This is a genomic window from Sphingomonas jeddahensis (genome assembly GCF_001981525.1).
Taxonomy (GTDB): Bacteria; Pseudomonadota; Alphaproteobacteria; order Sphingomonadales; family Sphingomonadaceae; genus Sphingomonas; species Sphingomonas jeddahensis.
Genome location: NZ_MPSB01000008.1, coordinates 39,346 through 59,354, shown reverse-complemented (window position 1 = coordinate 59,354; position 20,009 = coordinate 39,346). Strand labels below are relative to the sequence as shown.

Genomic DNA, 20,009 nt, shown 5'->3' with positions numbered 1-20,009 from the left:
CGCCGGTGCTGGAACTCTTCGTCTCCTCGCTGATCACCTTCTTCGTGGTGATCGATCCGCCGGGGTGCGCGCCGATCTATGCCGGGCTGACGGCGGGGGCAGGGCCGGTGCAGCGCCGCGCGATGGCGGTGCGGGCGATTGTCGTCTCGTCGCTGATCCTGCTTGTCTTCGCGCTGTTCGGTGAGCCGCTGCTCCATGGGCTCGGGATCGAGCTGGCCTCCTTCCGCATCGCGGGCGGGATCATGCTGTTCCTGATCGCGCTGGAGATGGTGTTCGAGAAGCGTACCCAGCGCCGCGAGGATCGCGCCGCCAAGGTGACCGAGGAAGAGGCGGAGGACGTCTCGATCTTCCCCATGGCGATGCCGATGATCGCCGGGCCGGGATCGATCGCCACTGTGATGCTGCTGATGGGTCGCAGCAACGGGCTGGAGCAGACATTGGTGGTGCTGGCGGCGATGGGAACCATCCTGCTGCTGACGCTTGCCGCGCTGCTGGCGGCGGGGCCGCTGATGCGGCTGTTGGGGCACAAGATCGAGGCGGTGATCACGCGGCTGCTGGGCGTGCTGCTGGCGGCGCTGGCGGTGCAGTTCGTGATCGACGGGATTCAGGCGCAACTAGGGTAGCTTCTACGTCGCGGTGGGCCCCAAGACGGTTGCCAAGCCGGCTCTCCAGCGGCCATCAGGGCCGCAAAAGGAGATTATGCATGGCCGACCAGCAGCTTTACCCCGTGCCCGCGCAATGGGCCGCCGAGGCGAAGGTGGATCAGACCGGCTATGAGGCGATGTACGCGGCGGCGGGCAGCGATCCGGATGCCTTCTGGCTCGATCAGGCCAAGCGGCTGCAATGGGTGAGGGCGCCGACGGTCGCGGGTGATTGGTCCTTCGACGAGGCGGATTTCGGTATCAGCTGGTTCAAGGACGGCGTGCTCAACGTCGCGGCCAATTGCTTGGACCGGCATCTCGCCGAGCGCGGCGATCAGGTCGCGATCATCTGGGAGCCGGATGTACCCGAGGAAGAGCCGAAACGCTTCACCTATGCGGAACTACATCGCGAAGTCTGCCGCTTCGCCAACGTCCTGAAGGCGCAGGGCGTGCGCAAGGGCGACCGCGTCACCATCTACCTGCCGATGATCCCCGAGGCGGCGTTTGCGCTGCTCGCCTGCGCGCGGATCGGCGCGATCCATTCGGTGGTGTTCGGCGGCTTCTCGCCCGATGCGTTGGCCGGGCGGATCGAGGATTGCGACTCCAAGCTGGTCATCACCGCCGACTGCGGGCGGCGCGGCGGCAAGCGTATCGCGCTGAAGGCCAATGTCGATGCCGCCGCGGCGCAGGCGCCGAGCCTCGAGAAGGTGATCGTCATCAAGGCGACTGGCGACGATGTGCCGATGCACGATCGCGACATCTGGTATCACCAGGCGGCGGAGAGCGTCTCCACCGACTGCCCGCCCGAGCCGATGAACGCGGAGGACCCGTTGTTCATCCTCTATACCTCGGGGTCGACGGGGAAGCCGAAGGGCGTACTGCACACCACCGGCGGCTATCTGCTATGGGCGAGCTACACGCACGATCTCGTGTTTGATTATCGGCCAGGCAACGTCTTCTGGTGCGCGGCGGATGTCGGCTGGGTCACCGGGCATACCTATGTGATCTACGGCCCGCTCGCGAACGGCGCGACGACGCTGATGTACGAAGGCCTGCCCAATTGGCCCGACGCCAGCCGCATCTGGCAGGTGGTCGACCGGCACCAGGTCCACACCGTCTTCACCGCGCCCACCGCCTTGCGATCGCTGATGAAGGAGGGCGATGCGCCGGTGAAGGCCACCAGCCGCGTCAGCCTGAAGCTGCTCGGCACGGTGGGCGAGCCGATCAATCCGGAGGCGTGGCGCTGGTATCACGACGTGGTGGGAGAGGGACGCTCACCGATCGTCGACACCTGGTGGCAGACCGAGACGGGGGGCGCGCTGATCTGCCCATTGCCGGGCGCGACCGACCTCAAGCCGGGATCGGCGACCAAGCCGCTGCCGGGCATCTATCCGCAACTGGTGGACGAGAATGGCGCCGTGCTGGAGGGTGCGGCGAGCGGCAACCTGTGCATCACCGCAAGCTGGCCGGGGCAGATGCGCACCGTTTGGGGCGATCACGAGCGCTTCTTCCAGACTTATTTCACTACCTATCCCGGCAAGTATTTCACCGGGGACGGCTGCCGCCGCGACGAGGACGGCTATTATTGGATCACCGGGCGCGTCGATGACGTGCTCAATGTTTCCGGGCACCGGATGGGCACCGCCGAGGTAGAAAGCGCGCTGGTGCTCCATCCCAAGGTCGCCGAGGCGGCGGTGGTGGGGATGCCGCATGACGTGAAGGGGCAGGGCATCTACGCCTATGTCACGCTCAATTCGGGTGAGACAGCCTCGGACGATCTCGCTGCCGAACTCAGGCAGTGGGTACGCAAGGAAATTGGGCCGATCGCTAGCCCAGATGCGATCCAGTTCGCGCCTGGCCTGCCCAAGACGCGATCCGGCAAGATCATGCGGCGTATTCTGCGGAAGATCGCCGAGGGGGAGGTGGAGAGCCTGGGCGACACGTCGACGCTCGCCGACCCGTCGGTGGTGGATGATCTGGTAGCGAATCGCGTCTCTTAAGCCGGGGGCGACTCGACGTGCGCTCTCGATGGTGCGACCAGCGCGAGCTGCAACAAATCGGCTGAAACCAGCCCGTTTGTTGCAGCATGATGGCACTTCAACGCCGTTCAGCGACCACGTGAAATCAATTCAGCGGAGAATCCGCCCGGCCAGTCACTCGGCACCTCGGAATCGCTTGACGCGAGGCGCCGAGTCACTGTTTGCCTTGATCCAAGATAAGCACCGCTGCCGTTTAAACCCGTGGGGGGTCGCATTGGGTCAGCAAGATGATGGCGCTTGGCTCACCGCCGAGCTGCTCGAACGCATTCTCGGTTCCGCGCGCGCCGCGGGGCCGCATTTGATGATTTCACGTGGCGATTGCCCGATGACGCTTGATGCCCTCACACGCCAGGGTTGGGTGCAGGAGAAGCGCGGGCATATCGTGCTGACCGCCAAGGCGAGGGCACGGCGGCGCGTGGGGGATCAACGCGCGGCTTGATTGCGGAGCGATGTTAGGCGCTTCGTAGCCACAAACGGTCCGTCATCCCGGGTTTGATCCGGGATCCATGGTGCCGCGAACATCGCAGCCGGTTGCTCGCGGGGCGCGCTGGATCACGCATCAACTCGGGGTTGACGAGAGATGTGAGGCGAGCCGCAGCCTTCAGCGTCATGCCGGCCTTGTGCCGGCATCCAGCCCTCCACGAACTCAGCCGTTTCGGATCAGCGGCACCCTGGATGCCGGCACAAGGCCGGCATGACGTCGTGGGTGTCCTCTCCACCCTTCCGCCACGCCGTCAGACGGGACCGGCTGCGCCGGCCCGCTGCCCGCCGTGGCGTCTCCCTGGATTGCTTTGGCAATCCAGGGGCGCCCGCACATTACGCCGCCACTGCGTATGGCTTGATCTCACCCGATAGATACAAATTCCGCGCCTTCGCCCGGCTCAGCTTGCCCGAGCTGGTGCGCGGCAGCGTGCGTGGTGGGATCAGTTCGATGACGCAGTTCATGCCGGTCACGGCGCGCACGCGGTCGCGGATCTCGTCGCGCAGGCGGCTGCGTTCCTCGATGTCCGACGTGCGGCACTGGACGAGCACCGCTGGCGTCTCTTCGCCGCCGGGCGTCGTGATCGCGAAGGCTGCAATGTCACCCTGTTTGAAGCCGGGGAGCTGCTCCACGGCCCATTCGATGTCCTGCGGCCAATGGTTGCGGCCGTTGACGATGATCATGTCCTTGGCCCGGCCGACAATGTAGATGTAGCCGTCCGACAAATAGCCCATGTCGCCGGTGTCGAGCCAACCGTCGGCCATGCACGCCTGCGTCGCCGCATCGTCGCGGAAATAGCCGACCATCAGCGACGGCCCGCTGCACCAAACCTTGCCGATCGCTCGCTCGGGCAGTGGGGTGCCGTCTTCCTCGCGGATCTCGACCTTCATGTCGCGCACCGGCTTGCCGCAGTTGACGATCGCACGATAGCGATGCGGGCGATCCTGGCCGGCGGGAACGCCCGACAGTTGCGTTTCTTCAACCAGTTCGACGCGGATGCCCTCGTTCGGCGGCATGATCGACACAGCGAGCGTCGCTTCGGCCAGGCCATAGGAGGGCAGAAAGGCAGTCGCCTGGAAACCGGCGTCCGCGAACGCATCGACAAAGCCTTGCATCACGTCCGGCCGGATCATGTCCGCGCCATTGCCCGCGAGACGCCAGCGCGACAGGTCGAAACGGTCGGCAGCCTTGGTCTGGCTCGACATGCGGCGGGCGCAAATGTCGTAGCCGAAGGTCGGCGAATAGCTGATCGACGTGCCAGGATTGCGCGTGATGAGATCGAGCCATGCAAGCGGGCGGCGGGCGAAATCTTCGGTCTTGAGGTAATCGGTCGAGACCTGGTTGGCGACCGGCGAGAGGAAGCAGCCGACCAAGCCCATGTCATGATACCATGGGAGCCAGGAGATGCAGCGGTCGCTCTCGATTAGCTGCATGCCGTGCGCGTGCGCGGCAAGGTTGTTGAGCAGCGCATGATGGGTGATCGCGACACCGTGCGGGAAGCGGGTCGAGCCGCTGGAATATTGCAGATAGGCGATGTCCTCGCCCGCCGCGTGCGGCAGATCGACCGGCGGCGCGTCGCGACCGAGCAGGTCGGCCCAGTCGATCCCTTGGGTGCCGACCGCGGCGGCGGCAGCGCCGGCCATCTCAGTCAATTCCGGTGGGTAGATCAGCATGACCGGATCGCAGCTCGTCAGCTGGACGCGCAACTGATCGATGTACGAATCCTTGCCGCCGAATGAAGTGGGCAGCGGCAGTGGCACTGGCCAGGCGCCAGCATAGACGGTGCCGAAGAAAAGTGCGGCGAACTCCGCGCTCGTTTCGGCGACCAGCGCCACGCGATCACCCGGCGCAATGCCCGCGGCGATCAGGCGATAAGCAGCGGCCTTCGCATCTGCCTGTAGCTCGCGGAACGGATACGGGCGGACCAGCGTGCCACGCGCATCGTGGAAGTTCAGCCCGCGGTCGCCTTGCGCGGCATAGTCCAGCGCCTCGCCCAAGGTCGCGAAATCGGCGAAGCGGCGCGGTTGCGCATCGCTGCTCGGGGTCGGGGTCAAGGTCGTCATGGCCTGTCTGCTTAAATCTCTATCAAGATCCCGATCAGGCACCGGCACGATGGGCCGGCGACCGGCAGGATCGCAACGTTCAAATTCCATTGCCAGTGTGGCAACATAAAGGCGCATGACCAACAGCCGCCGCCCGCCACCACCGCTCGACGCGGCCGCGCTCGAGAATCTGGCGCTGCGTTATGTCGAGCGGTTCGCCACTACGCGGGGAAAATTGGCGGATTACCTCCGCCGCAAGGTTCGCGAGCGGGGGTGGAGCGGGCCGGCGCTTGATCCCGCTTCGGTGGCGGAGCGGATGGCGGGGCTGGGCTATGTCGACGATCGCGCCTTTGCCGAGGCGCGCGCACGATCGCTGGCGCGGCGCGGCTACGGCGCGCGGCGGGTGTCCCAAGCGCTACGCGCCGCGCATGTCGACGAGGCGGATTCCGTCGAAGCGCTGGAACAGAGCGACGCAGCAGCGCTCAACAGCGCACTCGCCCTCGCGCGGCGGCGGCGGTTCGGCCCCTATGCGGCCGCGCCCGCGGACGAGCGCCAGCGTGAGCGGCAGGTCGCCGCCATGCTGCGCGCGGGCCATTCGTTTGCGCTCGCCCGCCGGATCGTGACGGCGGCACCGGGCGAGGAACCGGACGATCCGTAATGATGCCGGTTTGCAACTGCCATGTTGTGCGGCGCGTCAACCATGCTAGCGTTGTCGGCGGGGGACTTGAGGGACGATGCGCAGCGAACCGCCTGAGGTGATCGAGGGCCGCGATGCCGCCGTTACGGACGGCGAGGAAGGCGTGCGCGTCGCCGGCACGTTGAAGTGGTTCGATGTGACTCGCGGCTTCGGCTTCCTGGTGCCCGACGAAGGCGCCCTGGGCGACGTGCTGATCCACTTTTCAGTGCTTCAGCCACTCGGTCGCCGCAGCCTTCCCGAAGGAACGCGGATCGACGCAGTCGCGGTTCGGCGCGACCGCGGCTATCAGGCGCGCGAGATCCTGACGGTCGACACGTCCACCGCGGTCGAGCCGGTGCCGCGAGCGGCATCACGGATCGACCCCGCGAGCCTGATCGACGAAGCCGGCGATTGGGAGCCGGTGGCAGTGAAATGGTTCAATCGCCTGAAGGGCTATGGTTTTCTGGTGCGTGACGACGTGCCGGGTGATATTTTCGTCCATATGGAAACGCTGCGACGCGGCGACATTGCCGACGTGCTGCCCGAACAACGTTTGCGCGCTCGCGTCGTGGAGGGGCGCAAGGGGCCGATGGCAGTCAGCGTCGCACGGGAGAATTGATCATGAAGCTTTATGGCCTGTCGGCAATCGCGCTGCTGATCGGCACGTCGGCCTGCACCGGGCGTGACGCCGCAGCCTCCGCCGGCAACGAGGCCGCGCGTGCCCCGCTGACTGAAGTGACGGTGGCAAGCGCGAACGGCCGGCATGTGTTCCGGGTCGAGGTGGCCAACACCGTGGAGACGCAGCAGCGTGGGCTGATGTACCGCACCGACATCCCCAAGGATGGAGGCATGCTGTTCGCACCCTATCCGCCGGAGGGCGGCGGGCCGCGCGAGGCAAGCTTCTGGATGAAGAACACACCCTCGCCGCTGGACATCATCTTTATCCGTGCGGACGGCACGATCGCACGCATCGCCGAAAATACCGTGCCCTTCTCGGAAGCGCAGGTGCCCTCGGGCGAGCCGGTCGCAGCGGTGCTGGAGCTCAACGGCGGGCGCTCGGCCGAGCTTGGGATTGCAGAGGGCGACAAGGTGACGTGGAAGCGGTGACGCGACCGCTTTTTGCTGGATCGGCGCAAGTCCGCATGCTCTCGGCGATGCCAGGTGCTCCATCGCAGCTACCAGATCCCATTGAAGCTCCGCGCGGCAGCGGCTAAGCGCTGGGGCGACATGGGCATCAACCTCAATCCTTTCACCTGGTGGAATGGCGCCACCATCGGCACCTGGTTCGGCTTGCGCGGCATGTCGCGCATTGGCGAGGACGGGCTTGGCAACGTCTATTACCAAGGTGGCAAGGACGGTGCCGGCAATCCGCGGCGCTGGGTGATCTACAACGGATCGAATGACGCAAGCCGGGTGCCGCCGGAATGGTTCAGCTGGCTGCACCATCATGTCGATGCCGCGCCCGCCGAGGTGTTGCCGCCGCCGCGCCCGTGGCAGAAGCCCGCCAAGCCCAACATGACCGGCACTGCCGAGGCGTATCGCCCGTCAGGTTCGCTCGACCGGGGTGGGCAGCGGCAGGCGGCAACTGGTGATTATGAGGCTTGGAGCCCCGACGCGTGAAGCCTGCGGTCGCGGCTGCCGCGATCGGCGGCGCCGCCCTGCTTGCGGCCGGCGTGTGGCAGGGTGCGCGCTGGCTGGGCGATGCACGCGAGTCGGCGCCGGTGACGAGCCAGCAGGTGCCCGACGCTGCCGACGAGAAAGCCCCATCGGATGTAGTGACGGTGGAGGGCGAGGTCGCCCCCGTCGATGCCGGCAGCACTCCCATGGCGCAACGCGGCGCAGTGATCGGGCTGCTCAACAAGCGGAATGGTGTCAGCCGCGATCTCACCATGAAGCCGGGACAGGCGCTGCGCGTGGGCGATACGATCGTTCGCCTGCGCGCTTGCGAGCGGACGGCGCCGTGGGAGCAGGAGCAACTGACCGGCGCGTTTATCCAGCTCGACGTGCGCGGCAGCGACAACAAGTGGCGACGTGGTTTCTCAGGTTGGCTCTACAAGGAGCGGCCGGCGCTGAATGTCGTTCAGCACCCGATCTATGACGTGTGGCCCAAGAGCTGCACGATGTCCTTCCCCGAGAAGGGGCCGGACACGGACGTGCTGAGCGCGCCGTCCACCGCGCGGAAGTCCGCTGCGCCGGCCCGCCGGGCGTCCGACGACGACCGCGACGTGCCGAGCACGTTCGAAAGTGCCTCGCCCAGCAACGCCATGTAATCGTCCCGATCGATCTCCACCGCGCCTAGAGAGGCGAGGTGATCGGTCATGAACTGGCAATCGAGCAGGGTGAAGCCGCCGTACCGCAGACGGGCGACGAGCGCGGCCAGCGCTGCCTTGGAGGCATCGGTGGTGCGGCTGACCATGCTTTCACCGAAAAAGGCGCGGCCGAGCGCCAGGCCGTAGAGTCCGCCGACCAATTGATCGCCCTCCCAGCATTCGATGGAATGCGCGAACCCGGCCGCGTGCAACTCAAGAAAGACACGCTCAATCGACCCGTTGATCCATGTCTCGGGCCGGTCGGTTGCGGCCTCGGCGCACATGTCGATGATGGCGGGAAAGGCGAGGTCGGCGGTCAGGCGAAACCGCTCGGATCGCAGCGTGCGACGCAACGAGCGGGACAGATGAAAGCGGTCGAGCGGCAGGATCGCGCGCTGCCGCGGCTCGACCCAGTAGACGCCTGGCGCGTCGCGCGCGTCCGCCATCGGGAACACACCCACCGCATAGGCGCCCAGCACGGTGGCGGGATCGAGCATTTCGAAGGAGAGGTGGCGCGTCATGGATGGCGCGCATGATAGAAAGAAGCCGCCGCGCCTGCCAAGGTGCGGCGGCGGATCATGGATGCCTTATTCGTGGCAGCTCAGCGCGCCCTTACCAGGCTGCTCGATCGAGATGTTGGCGGTGTCGCCGGTCAGCTTCCAGCCGCCTTCCGCCGTCAGCGGCTCGCCGGCATTGGCTGCCGTAAGCGTGGTGGCGGTGCCGCCCTTCTCGGTCCGGACGATCGCTTGCTTGTCGCCTTCAAAGAAGGTGACATAGACCAGGCTGTTGTCGCTGCAGCGCATCGACTTGTCGGCCTTGATCGCGGGCGGAAGCTCGATCGCGCCGGCATTGGCGAGTTCCTTCGCCATAGGATCGGGGTTCGCGTCGATCACTTCGGTGGTGGGTTCGGCGTTGCAGGCAGCAAGCGCGAGGAGCGCCGCGGCGGCTAAGGGGAGGGGGCTCTTCATAGCGGCGCGGACTTCGCGCATGCAGCACGGAGCGTCAAGGCGAAGACGGCGAGCAGAGATATTTTATTGCAGTAAAGCTGCCTCATTCTTCCTCCGCTCGGCGAGAAGGACAACCAGCTACCACGACGGGGTGGCCGGTAGCGGGCAATCGGGCGTTCTGCTTCGGTGGCAGAAAGATTGGCAGATCGGCGACTTGTTCCCTAGTTGTTCTGGCGATATCTTAACTCCCGAGCCGTTCGGGCTGAGCCTACCGGGGCCCTGCATTCTCTTCCTGGGGCAAGCGCGCGGCGAAGACGGGCAGCTTCTTGTCGAGGTCGGGTCGGACGGCAGGGCGACACCTAGGGATTGCGAATGGCCAAACTTCAAAAACGCTACGTTTGCCAGTCCTGCGGTTCAGTCGCTTCACGCTGGCAGGGGCAGTGCGTCGATTGCTCCGAATGGAACACGCTGGTGGAGGAAGCGCCGGCGGTCGTCACTCCGTTCCAGGCGAAGCACAATCTGCAGGGCGGCGGGCGGGCGTTCACTTTGGTGTCGCTCGACGCCGAGGTGCCGCTGCCGGCGCGGCTCGCCAGTGGAATCGCCGAACTCGACCGGGCGCTGGGCGGCGGCTTCGTGGAGGGGAGCGCGACGCTGATCGGCGGCGATCCGGGGATCGGCAAATCGACGCTGCTGCTCCAGGCGGCGGCGCGGCTGGCGATGGGCGGGGCGGACGTCGCTTACGTCTCCGGCGAAGAAGCAGCGGATCAGGTGCGGCTGCGCGCGCGGCGGCTTGGGTTGGGCGAGGCGCCGGTACGGCTCGCCTCGGCGACGTCGGTGCGCGATATCCTGACGACACTGGGCAGCGGCAAGCCGCCGGCTTTGCTGGTGATCGATTCGATCCAGACGATGCATTCGGACCTGATCGAAGGCGCGCCAGGCACCGTCAGCCAGGTGCGCGCCTCCTCCCAGGAACTGATCCGTTTCGCAAAGGAGCGCGGCACGGCGCTGGTGCTGGTCGGGCATGTGACCAAGGACGGCACGATCGCAGGCCCGCGCGTGCTGGAACATATGGTCGATACCGTGCTGAGCTTCGAGGGCGAGCGCAGCCACCAATATCGCATCCTGCGCGCAATCAAGAACCGCTTCGGCGGGACGGACGAGATCGGCGTCTTCGCCATGCAGACCGAAGGACTGACCGAGGTGTCCAATCCTTCGTCCTTGTTCCTCACGCAGCGCGACGAGAGCGTGACCGGCGCGGTGGTGTTCCCGGCGCTTGAGGGTACCCGTCCGGTGCTGGTCGAGATCCAGGCGCTGGTGGTGCGGCTCGCCAGCGGCGCGACGCCCAGGCGCGCGGTGGTGGGGTGGGACAGCGGGCGGCTGGCGATGATCCTGGCGGTGCTGGAGGCGCGGTGCGGGCTGAGCTTCTCCTCGGCGGAGGTCTATCTCAACGTGGCGGGTGGCTATCGCGTGCAGGATCCCGCCGCAGACATGGCGGTGGCGGCGGCGCTCGTCTCGGCATTGTCGGAGCGGCCGGTGCCGGCAGACGCGGTGGCCTTCGGCGAATTGGCGCTGTCGGGCGAGGTGCGCAGCGTGGCGCATGGCGCACTGCGGATGAAGGAAGCGGCGAAGCTGGGATTCGGCCAGGCGCTGGTGCCGGCTTCCATGACGGGGGAGAAGGGGCCGCTGCGGCTGGCGGGGTTCCCGACGCTGGGGCGGCTGGTGGATCACTTGCTCGGGCGGGAGTGAGGGGGCTCCCCTTTCATTTATCGTCACCCCGGACTTGATCCGGGGTCCGCTGCCTTGGTGGTGGGTGACGAGGACGAAAAAGCGAGATCCCGGCTCAAGGCCGGGATGACGCGGTCGGAGGGGCGAAGCGACCGGTTCTCAATTCCCCTCCAACACCCTAGATGAGCAGCAATGAACCTCAATGGACTGGATATTGCGGTACTCACCGTCGTTGCGGGCAGCGCGCTGCTCGGGCTGAAGCGCGGGTTCGTGACCGAGGTGCTGGCGCTGTTCGCCTGGGTGGCGGTGATCTTCGCAGTGAAGATCTTCCACTTGCCCGTGTCGCAGGCGCTGGCCGGTACCGTCGGCACTGCCTCCGGCGCAGCGGCGCTCGCGTTTGTGTTGCTCGCGGGTGTCACCTACTTCCTCGGGCGGATCGTCGCACGGGCGCTGGGTGAGCGGGTGCGCAAATCGGTGCTCGGGCCGGTCGACCGCGCGCTCGGCTTCGGGTTCGGCGCGCTCAAGGGGCTGATCCTCGCCAGCCTTGCCTTCCTGCTCGTGGTGCTGGTGCTCGACACCATCGGCGGCGGGCCGACGCGGCGGCCGGCGTGGATCAAGGAAGCGCGGACCTATCCGCTGCTCAACGCGACCAGCGCGGCGATCGCCGACTTCGTCGATCGGCGCCGTCGCGGCCTGCCAGTGTTCGAGCAAGGTAGCGCCGGCGAGCGGGCTGGCAGGGCAGGCCAGCCGGGATGAGCAACGCGCTGTACAATGACGCGATCCTGCGGCTCGCGACGGACAATCCGATCGACGAGCGCCTTCCCAATCCGCAAGGCACCAGCGAGAAGCGGTCGCCGATCTGCGGCAGCAGGGTGACGGTGGACGTCAACCTCGGCGCGGCTGGGCGCGTCAGCGAGGCGGGAATGCTGGTGCGCGCCTGTGCGCTAGGCCAGGCATCGTCGTCGCTGCTCGCCGGCAACATCATCGGCCGCACGCCGGAGGAACTGGCCGTAGCGCGCGATGCGCTGACCGGCTGGCTCGCGCGCACCGGCGAGTTGCCGGATTGGCCCGGCCTGGACGTGCTGGCGCCGGCACTTGATTATCACGCGCGTCATGCTTCGATCCGACTTGCGTTCGAGGCGGCGGCGGAGGCCGCGGCAAACGCCCAAGCGCAGACGAAAACGGGGGATTGATGGAACACGGGGCAGGGTCGCTGCTGCGCGACGGGGTGATCCTGCTCGGCGCGGGGCTTGGCTTCGTGCTGCTGTTCCGGCGGCTCGGGCTCGGCGCGACGCTGGGCTATCTCGTGGCGGGCGCGGTTGTCGGGCCGCACATGCTCAACCTGGTCGGCGACGCCGAATCGAAGCTGGGGGTGGCCGAACTGGGCATCACCCTGCTGCTCTTCGTCGTCGGGCTTGAGCTCAATCCGTCGCGATTGTGGCGGTTGAAGCAGGATATCTTCGGGCTTGGCCTGTTGCAGGTCGTGGCGTGCGGCATTGCCGTGTCGGCGATCGTCGCGGTGTTCGCGCATTTCTCCTGGCCGGCGGCGCTGGCGCTTGGCCTGCCGCTGGCGCTGTCGTCGACCGCACAGGTACTGCCGCTGCTGCAATCCTCCGGGCGGCTGCGCACGCCGTTTGGCGAGCGCGCCTTTTCGATCCTGTTGTTCCAGGACCTGTCGATCATTCCGCTGATCACCATTGTCGCGGCGATGAGCCGCAATCCCGCCGATGCCGCAGGCCCGCCGGGATGGACGCTGGTGCTTTACACGATCGCGGCGGTCGCCGGCCTGATCGCGGCCGGCCGCTTCGTGCTCGCGCCACTGTTCCGCGGCATCGGCAACATGGGCGAGCGCGAGATGTTCGTCTTCGCCGCCTTGTTCACCGTCATCGCCAGCGCGGCGCTGATGGAAGCGCTCGGCCTGTCCACCGCCTTGGGCGCGTTCATCGCCGGCGTGATGCTGGCCGACAGCCCGTACCGGCATGAGCTGGAGGCGGACGTCGATCCGTTCCGATCGATCCTGCTCGGCCTGTTCTTCCTCACCATCGGCATGATGCTGAACCTGCCCGCCATCGCCGAGCGGCCGCTGTTCGTCGTGTCCATGGCGTTGGCGCTGATTGCCACCAAGACGTTGGTGATCTTCCTTCTCGGCCTCGCCTTCCGGATGAACTGGCGGTCGGCGCTCGCGCTCGGCGTGTTGCTCAGCCAGGGCGGCGAGTTCGGCTTCGTGCTCTTCGCACAGGCGACCAACGCTTATCTGATCGCGCCCGAGGCGGCATCTTTGTTCGGGGCGATCATCACTCTGTCGATGGCGACCACGCCGTTCCTGATGGCGCTGACCAAACGCTTCCGCGAGGCGCCGATCGTCAAGGAGGAGCGCGACGGGCCAACGGCGGACGGCGCCAATGCGCTGATCGTCGGCTATGGCCGATTCGGGCAAACGGTCGGGCAGATGCTGCTGACGCAGGACATCCCCGTCACGCTGATCGACACCGATATCGAGATGATCGACATCGCCGGCGAGTTCGGCGCCAAGGTTTATTATGGCGACGGCACGCGGCTCGAGGTTCTGCGCCAGGCGGGCGCGGCGGAGGCGGAGCTGATCCTGTTCTGCATCGACGACGAGCAGGTGACGCCGGAGGTTGTCGAGGCCACGCATCAGGCCTTCCCCAATGCCGCCATCTATGTCCGCGCCTATGATCGCCGCGCGCTGATCAAGCTCAAGGGCGGGCCGGCGAAGCTGGTGGTGCGCGAAGTGCTCGAATCGGCGGTGAAGATGGCGCGCGGCGCGATGGAGGGGCTGGGCATTCCCCGCGCCGAGATCGACCGGGCGGAGGACATGTATCGCGCCAGCGACAAGGAGCGGCTGCGCATCCAGGTCGAGGCCGGTGACATTCGCGCGGCACGCGCGATGGTGGCGGAACAGCAGCCGTGGGGGAATGACCGATGAACTGGCTGGTGGTGGTGGCGGGGCTGTCAGGTGCGTTGGCGGTCGGCGCGGGTGCGTTCGGCGCCCATGGCGCGAGCGGGCAGGCCGCGGAATGGCTGCGTACCGGCGGGCAGTATCAGCTGATCCATGCGGTCGCGGCGCTGGCGGCGCTGCGGCTGGAGGCGCGCGGGCCCGGGTGGCTGTTCGTCGCTGGCGGGCTGGTGTTCGCGGGAACCTTGTACCTGATGGCGATGGGCGCGCCGAGATGGCTGGGGGCGATCACGCCAGTTGGCGGAACGCTGCTGATTGCGGGGTGGCTGTGGCTGGCGTGGGCCGGGATGCGGAGCTAAATCTTTGTCCTCCCATGCACAGCATGGGGAGGGGGACCAGCCGTAGGCTGGTGGACGGGAAGGCCGCGGATGGTGGCGCTGCTTGGCTTCCCCCCTCCACCACGCCCTGCCGGCGCGGCCCCCCTCCCCATCTGCGACGGGGAGGATTTTAGGTTACCGCTTCTTCCGGCAGGTGTCGGAGCAATAGACGACGTTCTCCCAGTCGCGGGCCCATTTCTTGCGCCAGGCGAAGGGGCGGGCGCAGGCGGGGCAGGTCTTGGCCGGCAGGTCGCGTTTGGCGATGCCGTTGGGCATCAGCGCGGCTGCAGCGCCAGGAAGGCGGCGACGTCGTCCAGCGACACTTGCTTGTCTAGGTATGTCTGCCCGATCCCGCGCGCGAGAAGGAAGGGGATCTGGCCGCCGCTCGCCTTTTTGTCGTGGCGCATATGGTCGACCAGCCGCTCGGCAGGGGCGTCAATGCCGGCCGCGGAGAGGCTGTCAGGCAGGCCGACCTTCTGCCAATGCGCTGAGACGCGCACGGCATCCTCCGCCGTGCAAAGCCCGTGCGCGGCGGAATAGCCAAAGGCGAGGGCGCAGCCCGCCGCCACCGCCTCGCCGTGGAGCAGGCGGTCGGAAAACCCCGCCTCCGCCTCCAGCGCGTGGCCGAAGGTGTGACCGAGGTTGAGCAGCGCGCGCTTGCCGGTCGTCTCGAACTCGTCCTCGCCCACGATGCGCGCCTTGGCTGCAACCGCGTGCGCGATGGCATATTCGCGCGCCGCCCCGTCGCCGGCGAGCAACGCGACGCCGTTCGCTTCGCACCAGGCGAAGAAATCCGCGTCGTCAATCAGCCCGTATTTCACCACTTCGGCATAGCCGGCGCGCAGCTGGCGCAGAGGCAACGTATCGAGCACCGAGGGATCGATCAGCACCGCCCTAGGCTGATGAAAAGCGCCGATCAGATTCTTGCCCGCGCGCGCGTTGATCCCGGTCTTGCCGCCGACCGACGAATCGACCTGCGCCAGCAAGGTGGTGGGGATCTGCACGAAGCCGCAGCCGCGCTTCAGGATTGCGGTCGCGAAGCCGACGAGATCGCCAATCACGCCTCCGCCGAGCGCCACGACATGATCGCCCCGCTCGACGCCTAATTCGAGCAGCCGGTCGGTGAGCGTCTCCAACGTCGCCCAGCTCTTCGACCGTTCGCCGGCCGGGATGACGATCGGCTTGCTGGCGATGCCGGCGGCGTCGAGCGACTCGCGCAGCGTCTCCAGATGCACCGCCACGTTCGCATCCGCGACGATCGGCACGCATCGCTTGCCGACCAGCGGGGCCAGATGCTCGCCCGCGCGGCCCAGCAGACCGGCCTCGATCACCACATCGTAACTGCGTGCGCCTAGCGCCACCCGTATCGTCGTCATGCCGCCCCGTAATCGATCGCCTGAAGGATCGCACGCACCGTCGCTTCGTGCGGCGCATTGTTGCTCGCGACGCGGAGATGCGCCTCAGCGTAAAGCGGATTGCGTATCGCGGCGAGCTCGCGCAGCACGGTTGCCGGATCCTTGCCGCGCAGCAGCGGGCGGGTGTCGCGGCGGCGTACGCGATCGACCAGCACGTCGATATCCGCATCCAGCCAGATCGCCAGCGCATCGGACAAGATCAGCGCGCGGGTCGCATCGTTGATGAACGCGCCACCGCCGGTCGCGATCACCTTGGGACGCCCGTCGATCAGCCGCTGGATCACTCGCCGCTCGCCATCACGGAAATAAGGCTCGCCATAGCGCGCAAAGATTTCGGCGATCGACATGCCGGCGGCATCCTCGATCTCATTGTCGGCATCGACGAACGGCAGGCCGAGCCGGCTCGCCAGCCGCTTGCCCACAGTCGACTTTCCGACGCCCATCAGCCCGACGAGCACGATCGGCTCGCGCTGCCAGCGCCTCTTGCGGTCGCGGTTGGATGGGGCGGGGCTTTGCAACATGGCCAAGCCGGCTATACAGCGCGTCGGCGCTTCCGGCACAAGGCCCGGCCATCGGGTCTGGTCTTCAGGCAGGGCGCGCGCGTGGTACGAAGGTTGAAACATGTCGCGGTTGATCGTCTCGCTGATAGTGCTTCTGGTCGTCGTGGTCGGCGGGCTGTTCTTCCTCGCGGGTAGCGCGACCGAACAGCCGACGACGCGCGTCGAAAAGGCGGTCGAACTTGGCAACCTCGCGAGCTAGGCTTCTCGCGGCCCTCGCTGCCGCTGCCTCATTAGCCGCCGCGGCGGTTGCCCAGAACGCCCAAGCGCCCGAATCGCTGTTGCCGCCCGGCTTCGGTGAGCCGGTTGCTGCGCCGCCGCCTGCGCAGGCGCCCGATGGCGCAACGGTGCAGCCGCTGCCGCAGGCGCCGCTCGAGCTGCCCGAGCCCGAGGTATCGCCTTCCCCGACCCCGACGCCGACACCACCGAGTGAGGCAGAGCTGGCGCAATATGAGATGCCATTGTTCGCGCGGCGCTCGCTGGCACTGGTCGGGCCGGTCGGCATGGCCGAGGGCGGGCTGGCCTCGCGCGCGTTCGGGGCGGCCGACGGCGGCTTCCTGCAAGGACTGATGCGGCGATTGTCCGCGCCGCTGCCGTCGCGCTGGCTGTCGATCGCGCTGCGGCGCGCGCTTGTCTCGCGCGTCGATACGCCCGCGGGGCTGAATGGCGCGGACTTCGCCGCCGAACGCGCGTGGCTACTGCTGCGCATGGGCGAATCGGTCGCCGCGCGTAGTCTGGTCGAGAGCGTCGACACGATGAACGCGACGCCCAAATACCGGCAAGTCGCGATGCAGGCGATGCTGGCGACGGGCGACCCCGGCGGCCTCTGCCCGTTGGCGGACGACACGGGCGACAGCGCACGCGGCTGGGTTCTGGCGCGCGCGATGTGCGCGGCGCTTGGCAATGCCGAGGGCGGGGCGCGGCCGTTGGTGGCGGCGGCGCGCCGCCGGCGCGTGGCGAGCGGGATCGATCTCGCGCTGGCGCAAAAGGTGATCGGCGCCGGGCTCAACAGCCGGCAGGCGGTGACGATCGAATGGGATTCGGTGGTACAACTCACCACCTGGCGCTGGGGCCTTGCCACGGCGACGGGCGTGAAGGTGCCGGACGAATTGTACGAGACCGTCGGCCCGCAGGTCACGGGCTGGCGCGCGCTGGCGCCGGCAATCCCGATCGCTGACCGCGCCGCGGTGGCGGAGCGTGCTGCGGCGATGGGGGTAATCTCCAATGCGGCCCTGGTTGATCTCTATGCCGCGCTCGATGCGGGCGAGGAGACACCGGCGGCGCTGGGCGCGATCGCGTCCGATCTGCGGTCGGCTTATGTCGGGGCGGATGTCGCGACTCGGCTCGGCGCGCTGCGCCAGTTGTGGGACGGGGGCGAGACGCCGCAGGCGCGCTATGCCCGGCTGATCCTGACGGCGCGCGCGGCGGCGCGGGTGCGGCCCGGCGATGGGCGCGAAGAAGCTGACCGGATCGTCGCCTCGATGCTTTCGGCTGGCCTTGATCGCACCGCGCAGCGCTGGCGGGGGCAAGTGGAAGAGGGCGGCGACGCCTGGGCGTTGCTCGAACTGTCCGATCCCGATGCGCGCTCGCGGCTGGGCTATGGTGCCGTTTCCAATTACGCCGGCACTGGAGATGTCACGCGCAAGCGGCGGCTGTTCTTCGCCGGGCTGGCAGGCCTCGGCCGGCTGTCAGCCGAGGAGGTCGAGAGCGGCGCCGAATCACTCGACGTCCGGATCGGCGCGCAGAACAGCTGGACGCGTGCGCTTGACCGGGCAGTGCGCGATCGCCAGCCGGCAACGGTGCTGCTGCTGGCGGGGATCGGGATGCAGACGGATGACTGGCGCGGCGTCCCCGCCACCGCTTTGTACCGGATCGTCGCGGCGTTGCGCGCGGTCGGGCTGGACGGCGAGGCCCGGATGATTGCCACCGAGGCGCTGTCGCGCGCCTGACGATGGGGGACCGCGCGCTCGTCGATCGCTTTCTGGAGATGATGGCCGCGCAGGCCGGTGCGGCGCGCAACACGATCGCGGCCTATCGCAGCGACCTGATGCTGGCGTCCGAGGCGCTCGACGGACGGCTGGCCGAGGCCGATACGGCGGCGCTGGCGCGGCTGGGCGACGGCTGGGCCAGCCTGTCGCGGTCGACGGTGGCGCGCAAGGCATCGGCGCTGCGGCGGTTCTTCACGTTCCTGGCGGAAGAGGGCCTGCGCGCCGACGATCCAGGCCTTTCTTTGCCGAAGCCCGGTAGCCGGCGTGGCCTGCCCAAGACGTTGAGTCATGGCGATGTCGATCGGCTGTTCGCGGTCGTGGCGGCGCGGCTCGCGCGTGATCCGCCGCTGCCGGCCGACCTGCGCAACTCCGCGTTCCTGGAATTACTCTACGGATCGGGGCTGCGTGCAACCGAGCTCGTCTCGCTGCCGCGTAACGCCATCCATCCCGATCGACCGTTCCTGATCCTGAAGGGCAAGGGCGGCACGGAGCGGCTAGTGCCGATTTCCGATCGTGCGCGCGCGGCGGTGGCCGCGTGGCGCAACCATGTCGCGGCGGATCGGCCGCATCTATTCCCGTCGGGCAAGGCGCATATCTCACGCGTGCGCCTGTTCCAGATCATTCGCGCGCTGGGGGCGGAAGCGGGCATCCCGCCAGACCGGATCAGCCCGCACGTCCTGCGCCATGCCTTTGCGACTCACCTGCTGGAGGGCGGCGCGGACCTGCGGGCGCTCCAGTCTATGCTCGGCCATGCCGATATCGCGACCACCGAAATCTACACCCATGTCGATCGATCGCGGCTGGTGGCGCTGGTCAACGAACGCCACCCGCTCGTTGACGTGGAGAAACCGCGCGCCTAGCTCCGCGCGATGCCGACTTTCCTCGATTTTGAAAAGCCGATCGCCGAGCTCCAGGCGCGCATCGACGAACTGCGCGACACGGGCGCGGAGGGCGGGATGGACATCGCCGCCGAAGTGGCGAAGCTCCAGGCCAAGTCCGACAAGATGCTGCGCGAAACCTTCGCCAAGCTGACGCCGTGGCAGAAGACTCAGGTCGCGCGCCATCCGGAGCGGCCGCACTTCAAGGATTATGTCGCCGGGCTGTTCGATGAATTCATTCCGCTCGCCGGCGACCGCGCGTTCGGCGACGATCAGGCGATCCTCGGCGGTTTTGCCACCTTCCGCGGGCGCCGCGTGCTGGTGATGGGGCATGAGAAGGGCGACGACACCGCCACCCGGCTCAAGCACAATTTCGGCATGGGCAAGCCTGAGGGCTACCGCAAGGCGGTGCGGCTGATCGCGCTCGCCGATCGCTTCGGGCTGCCGATCGTGACGCTGGTGGATACCTCGGGCGCTTTCCCGGGGCTACAGGCCGAGGAACGCGGCCAGGCCGAAGCGATCGCCCGCTCGACCGAGGCGTGCCTCGCGGCCGGCGTGCCATTGGTGTCGGCGGTGGTCGGCGAGGGCGGTTCGGGCGGCGCGATCGCGCTGGCCAGCGGAAATCGCGTGCTGATGTTCGAGCATGCCGTTTATTCTGTGATCTCCCCCGAGGGCTGCGCGTCGATCCTGTGGCGCACCGCCGACAAGGCGGCGGACGCGGCGGAGGCGATGAAGGTCACCGCGCAGGACCTGAAGGCGCTGGGCGTGATCGACACGATCGTGCCCGAGCCGCTGGGCGGCGCACATCGCGGCGCGGCGGCGGCGATCGGCTCACTGGGTGATGCGATCGAGAAGGCACTGGGCGAGCTGGCGCCGCTCGATGCCGAAGCGCTGCGGCGCGAACGGCGCGAGAAGTTCCTCGCCATGGGCCGCGCGCTGAGCTGAACCGTTGAGAAAGATATAAGGGGATACGAGACGTGTCTCGTATCCCCTTATAGACTACATTGCGTTGCGGCC

Annotated in this window: 22 protein-coding genes and 1 pseudogene; 17 read left to right on the top strand and 6 right to left on the bottom strand. The window is 67.5% G+C overall.

Annotation, left to right across the window (positions count from 1 at the left end; genetic code table 11):
• The first annotated feature begins 5 nt into the window (after positions 1–5).
• The 3 genes from SPHI_RS09885 (at position 6) to SPHI_RS09875 (ending at position 3,119) form a co-directional block, all read left to right on the top strand.
• Positions 6–623 (top strand): MarC family protein, encoded by a 618-nt coding sequence (locus tag SPHI_RS09885; RefSeq protein ID WP_076744768.1) that lies wholly within the window; start codon positions 6–8, stop codon positions 621–623.
• A gap of 80 nt (positions 624–703) precedes the next feature.
• Positions 704–2,641, top strand: a complete 1,938-nt coding sequence (gene acs / locus SPHI_RS09880) for an acetate--CoA ligase (protein ID WP_076744767.1) — start codon at positions 704–706, stop codon at positions 2,639–2,641.
• Between the two features lie 175 nt (positions 2,642–2,816).
• On the top strand, positions 2,817–3,119 hold the full coding sequence (locus tag SPHI_RS09875) for a hypothetical protein (RefSeq protein ID WP_144036181.1): 303 nt from the start codon (positions 2,817–2,819) through the stop codon (positions 3,117–3,119).
• Between the two features lie 377 nt (positions 3,120–3,496).
• On the opposite strand, the gene SPHI_RS09870 is transcribed toward SPHI_RS09875, so the two are convergent.
• Positions 3,497–5,224, bottom strand: coding sequence for a fatty acyl-AMP ligase (locus SPHI_RS09870; RefSeq protein ID WP_076744765.1), 1,728 nt, complete (start codon positions 5,222–5,224; stop codon positions 3,497–3,499).
• A gap of 115 nt (positions 5,225–5,339) precedes the next feature.
• On the opposite strand from SPHI_RS09870, the gene SPHI_RS09865 reads away from it, so the two are divergent.
• The 5 genes and pseudogenes from SPHI_RS09865 to SPHI_RS14700 all read left to right on the top strand — a co-directional run.
• Positions 5,340–5,861, top strand: a complete 522-nt coding sequence (locus SPHI_RS09865; protein WP_076744764.1) for a regulatory protein RecX — start codon at positions 5,340–5,342, stop codon at positions 5,859–5,861.
• A gap of 76 nt (positions 5,862–5,937) precedes the next feature.
• The gene (locus tag SPHI_RS09860; RefSeq protein ID WP_083719926.1) at positions 5,938–6,498 is read left to right on the top strand and encodes a cold-shock protein; all 561 of its coding nucleotides are present in this window, start codon (positions 5,938–5,940) and stop codon (positions 6,496–6,498) included.
• 2 nt (positions 6,499–6,500) lie between these two features.
• Entirely contained in the window at positions 6,501–6,986 is a 486-nt protein-coding gene (locus SPHI_RS09855; RefSeq protein ID WP_076744763.1) for a DUF192 domain-containing protein, read from the top strand.
• Between the two features lie 120 nt (positions 6,987–7,106).
• The gene (locus SPHI_RS09850; protein WP_076744829.1) at positions 7,107–7,499 is read left to right on the top strand and encodes an NADH:ubiquinone oxidoreductase subunit NDUFA12; all 393 of its coding nucleotides are present in this window, start codon (positions 7,107–7,109) and stop codon (positions 7,497–7,499) included.
• Between the two features lie 203 nt (positions 7,500–7,702).
• Positions 7,703–7,936, top strand: a pseudogene (locus SPHI_RS14700) (DUF2155 domain-containing protein); the annotation flags it as partial.
• Between the two features lie 35 nt (positions 7,937–7,971).
• Here SPHI_RS14700 and aat read toward each other — a convergent pair.
• Positions 7,972–8,709 carry a leucyl/phenylalanyl-tRNA--protein transferase gene (gene aat / locus SPHI_RS15325; RefSeq protein ID WP_076744761.1) on the bottom strand — a complete coding sequence of 246 codons (738 nt, stop codon included), beginning with the start codon at positions 8,707–8,709 and terminating at the stop codon, positions 7,972–7,974.
• A 66-nt stretch (positions 8,710–8,775) separates the two neighbouring features.
• Entirely contained in the window at positions 8,776–9,156 is a 381-nt protein-coding gene (locus SPHI_RS09835) for a hypothetical protein (RefSeq protein WP_076744760.1), read from the bottom strand.
• A gap of 351 nt (positions 9,157–9,507) precedes the next feature.
• Between SPHI_RS09835 and radA the strand changes: the two genes are divergently transcribed.
• The 5 genes from radA (at position 9,508) to SPHI_RS09810 (ending at position 14,136) form a co-directional block, all read left to right on the top strand.
• Positions 9,508–10,881, top strand: coding sequence for a DNA repair protein RadA (radA, locus tag SPHI_RS09830; protein ID WP_076744759.1), 1,374 nt, complete (start codon positions 9,508–9,510; stop codon positions 10,879–10,881).
• Positions 10,882–11,052: 171 nt separating this feature from the next.
• On the top strand, positions 11,053–11,616 hold the full coding sequence (locus tag SPHI_RS09825) for a CvpA family protein (RefSeq protein ID WP_076744758.1): 564 nt from the start codon (positions 11,053–11,055) through the stop codon (positions 11,614–11,616).
• Positions 11,613–12,053 carry an iron-sulfur cluster assembly scaffold protein gene (locus tag SPHI_RS09820; RefSeq protein ID WP_076744757.1) on the top strand — a complete coding sequence of 147 codons (441 nt, stop codon included), beginning with the start codon at positions 11,613–11,615 and terminating at the stop codon, positions 12,051–12,053. The genes SPHI_RS09825 and SPHI_RS09820 overlap by 4 nt, the downstream gene beginning before the upstream one ends.
• Positions 12,053–13,807: a cation:proton antiporter domain-containing protein gene (locus SPHI_RS09815; protein WP_076744756.1), complete on the top strand. Its 1,755-nt coding sequence runs from the start codon at positions 12,053–12,055 to the stop codon at positions 13,805–13,807. Before SPHI_RS09820 ends, SPHI_RS09815 begins: the two co-directional genes overlap by 1 nt.
• Positions 13,804–14,136: a DUF423 domain-containing protein gene (locus tag SPHI_RS09810; protein WP_076744755.1), complete on the top strand. Its 333-nt coding sequence runs from the start codon at positions 13,804–13,806 to the stop codon at positions 14,134–14,136. Before SPHI_RS09815 ends, SPHI_RS09810 begins: the two co-directional genes overlap by 4 nt.
• A gap of 153 nt (positions 14,137–14,289) precedes the next feature.
• Here SPHI_RS09810 and SPHI_RS09805 read toward each other — a convergent pair whose 3' ends face one another.
• Genes SPHI_RS09805 through SPHI_RS09795 form a run of 3 tightly spaced genes read right to left on the bottom strand, consistent with a single transcriptional unit; the run spans position 14,290 to position 16,090 of the window.
• Entirely contained in the window at positions 14,290–14,430 is a 141-nt protein-coding gene (locus SPHI_RS09805) for a DUF2256 domain-containing protein (RefSeq protein WP_076744754.1), read from the bottom strand.
• Positions 14,430–15,530 (bottom strand): 3-dehydroquinate synthase, encoded by a 1,101-nt coding sequence (aroB, locus tag SPHI_RS09800; protein ID WP_076744753.1) that lies wholly within the window; start codon positions 15,528–15,530, stop codon positions 14,430–14,432. Before aroB ends, SPHI_RS09805 begins: the two co-directional genes overlap by 1 nt.
• The gene (locus tag SPHI_RS09795; RefSeq protein WP_076744752.1) at positions 15,527–16,090 is read right to left on the bottom strand and encodes a shikimate kinase; all 564 of its coding nucleotides are present in this window, start codon (positions 16,088–16,090) and stop codon (positions 15,527–15,529) included. The genes aroB and SPHI_RS09795 overlap by 4 nt, the downstream gene beginning before the upstream one ends.
• 100 nt (positions 16,091–16,190) lie before the next feature.
• Here SPHI_RS09795 and SPHI_RS15165 point away from each other — a divergent pair, with 100 nt between their 5' ends.
• Genes SPHI_RS15165 through SPHI_RS09780 form a run of 4 tightly spaced genes read left to right on the top strand, consistent with a single transcriptional unit; the run spans position 16,191 to position 19,937 of the window.
• A complete protein-coding gene (locus SPHI_RS15165; RefSeq protein ID WP_198927855.1) occupies positions 16,191–16,328 on the top strand; it encodes a hypothetical protein in 138 nt (45 codons plus the stop codon).
• Positions 16,309–18,075, top strand: a complete 1,767-nt coding sequence (locus SPHI_RS09790) for a hypothetical protein (protein ID WP_076744751.1) — start codon at positions 16,309–16,311, stop codon at positions 18,073–18,075. Before SPHI_RS15165 ends, SPHI_RS09790 begins: the two co-directional genes overlap by 20 nt.
• A 2-nt stretch (positions 18,076–18,077) precedes the next feature.
• The gene (locus SPHI_RS09785) at positions 18,078–18,974 is read left to right on the top strand and encodes a tyrosine-type recombinase/integrase (protein WP_076744750.1); all 897 of its coding nucleotides are present in this window, start codon (positions 18,078–18,080) and stop codon (positions 18,972–18,974) included.
• Between the two features lie 9 nt (positions 18,975–18,983).
• Positions 18,984–19,937 (top strand): acetyl-CoA carboxylase carboxyltransferase subunit alpha, encoded by a 954-nt coding sequence (locus SPHI_RS09780; RefSeq protein ID WP_076744749.1) that lies wholly within the window; start codon positions 18,984–18,986, stop codon positions 19,935–19,937.
• The last annotated feature ends 72 nt before the right edge of the window (positions 19,938–20,009 follow it).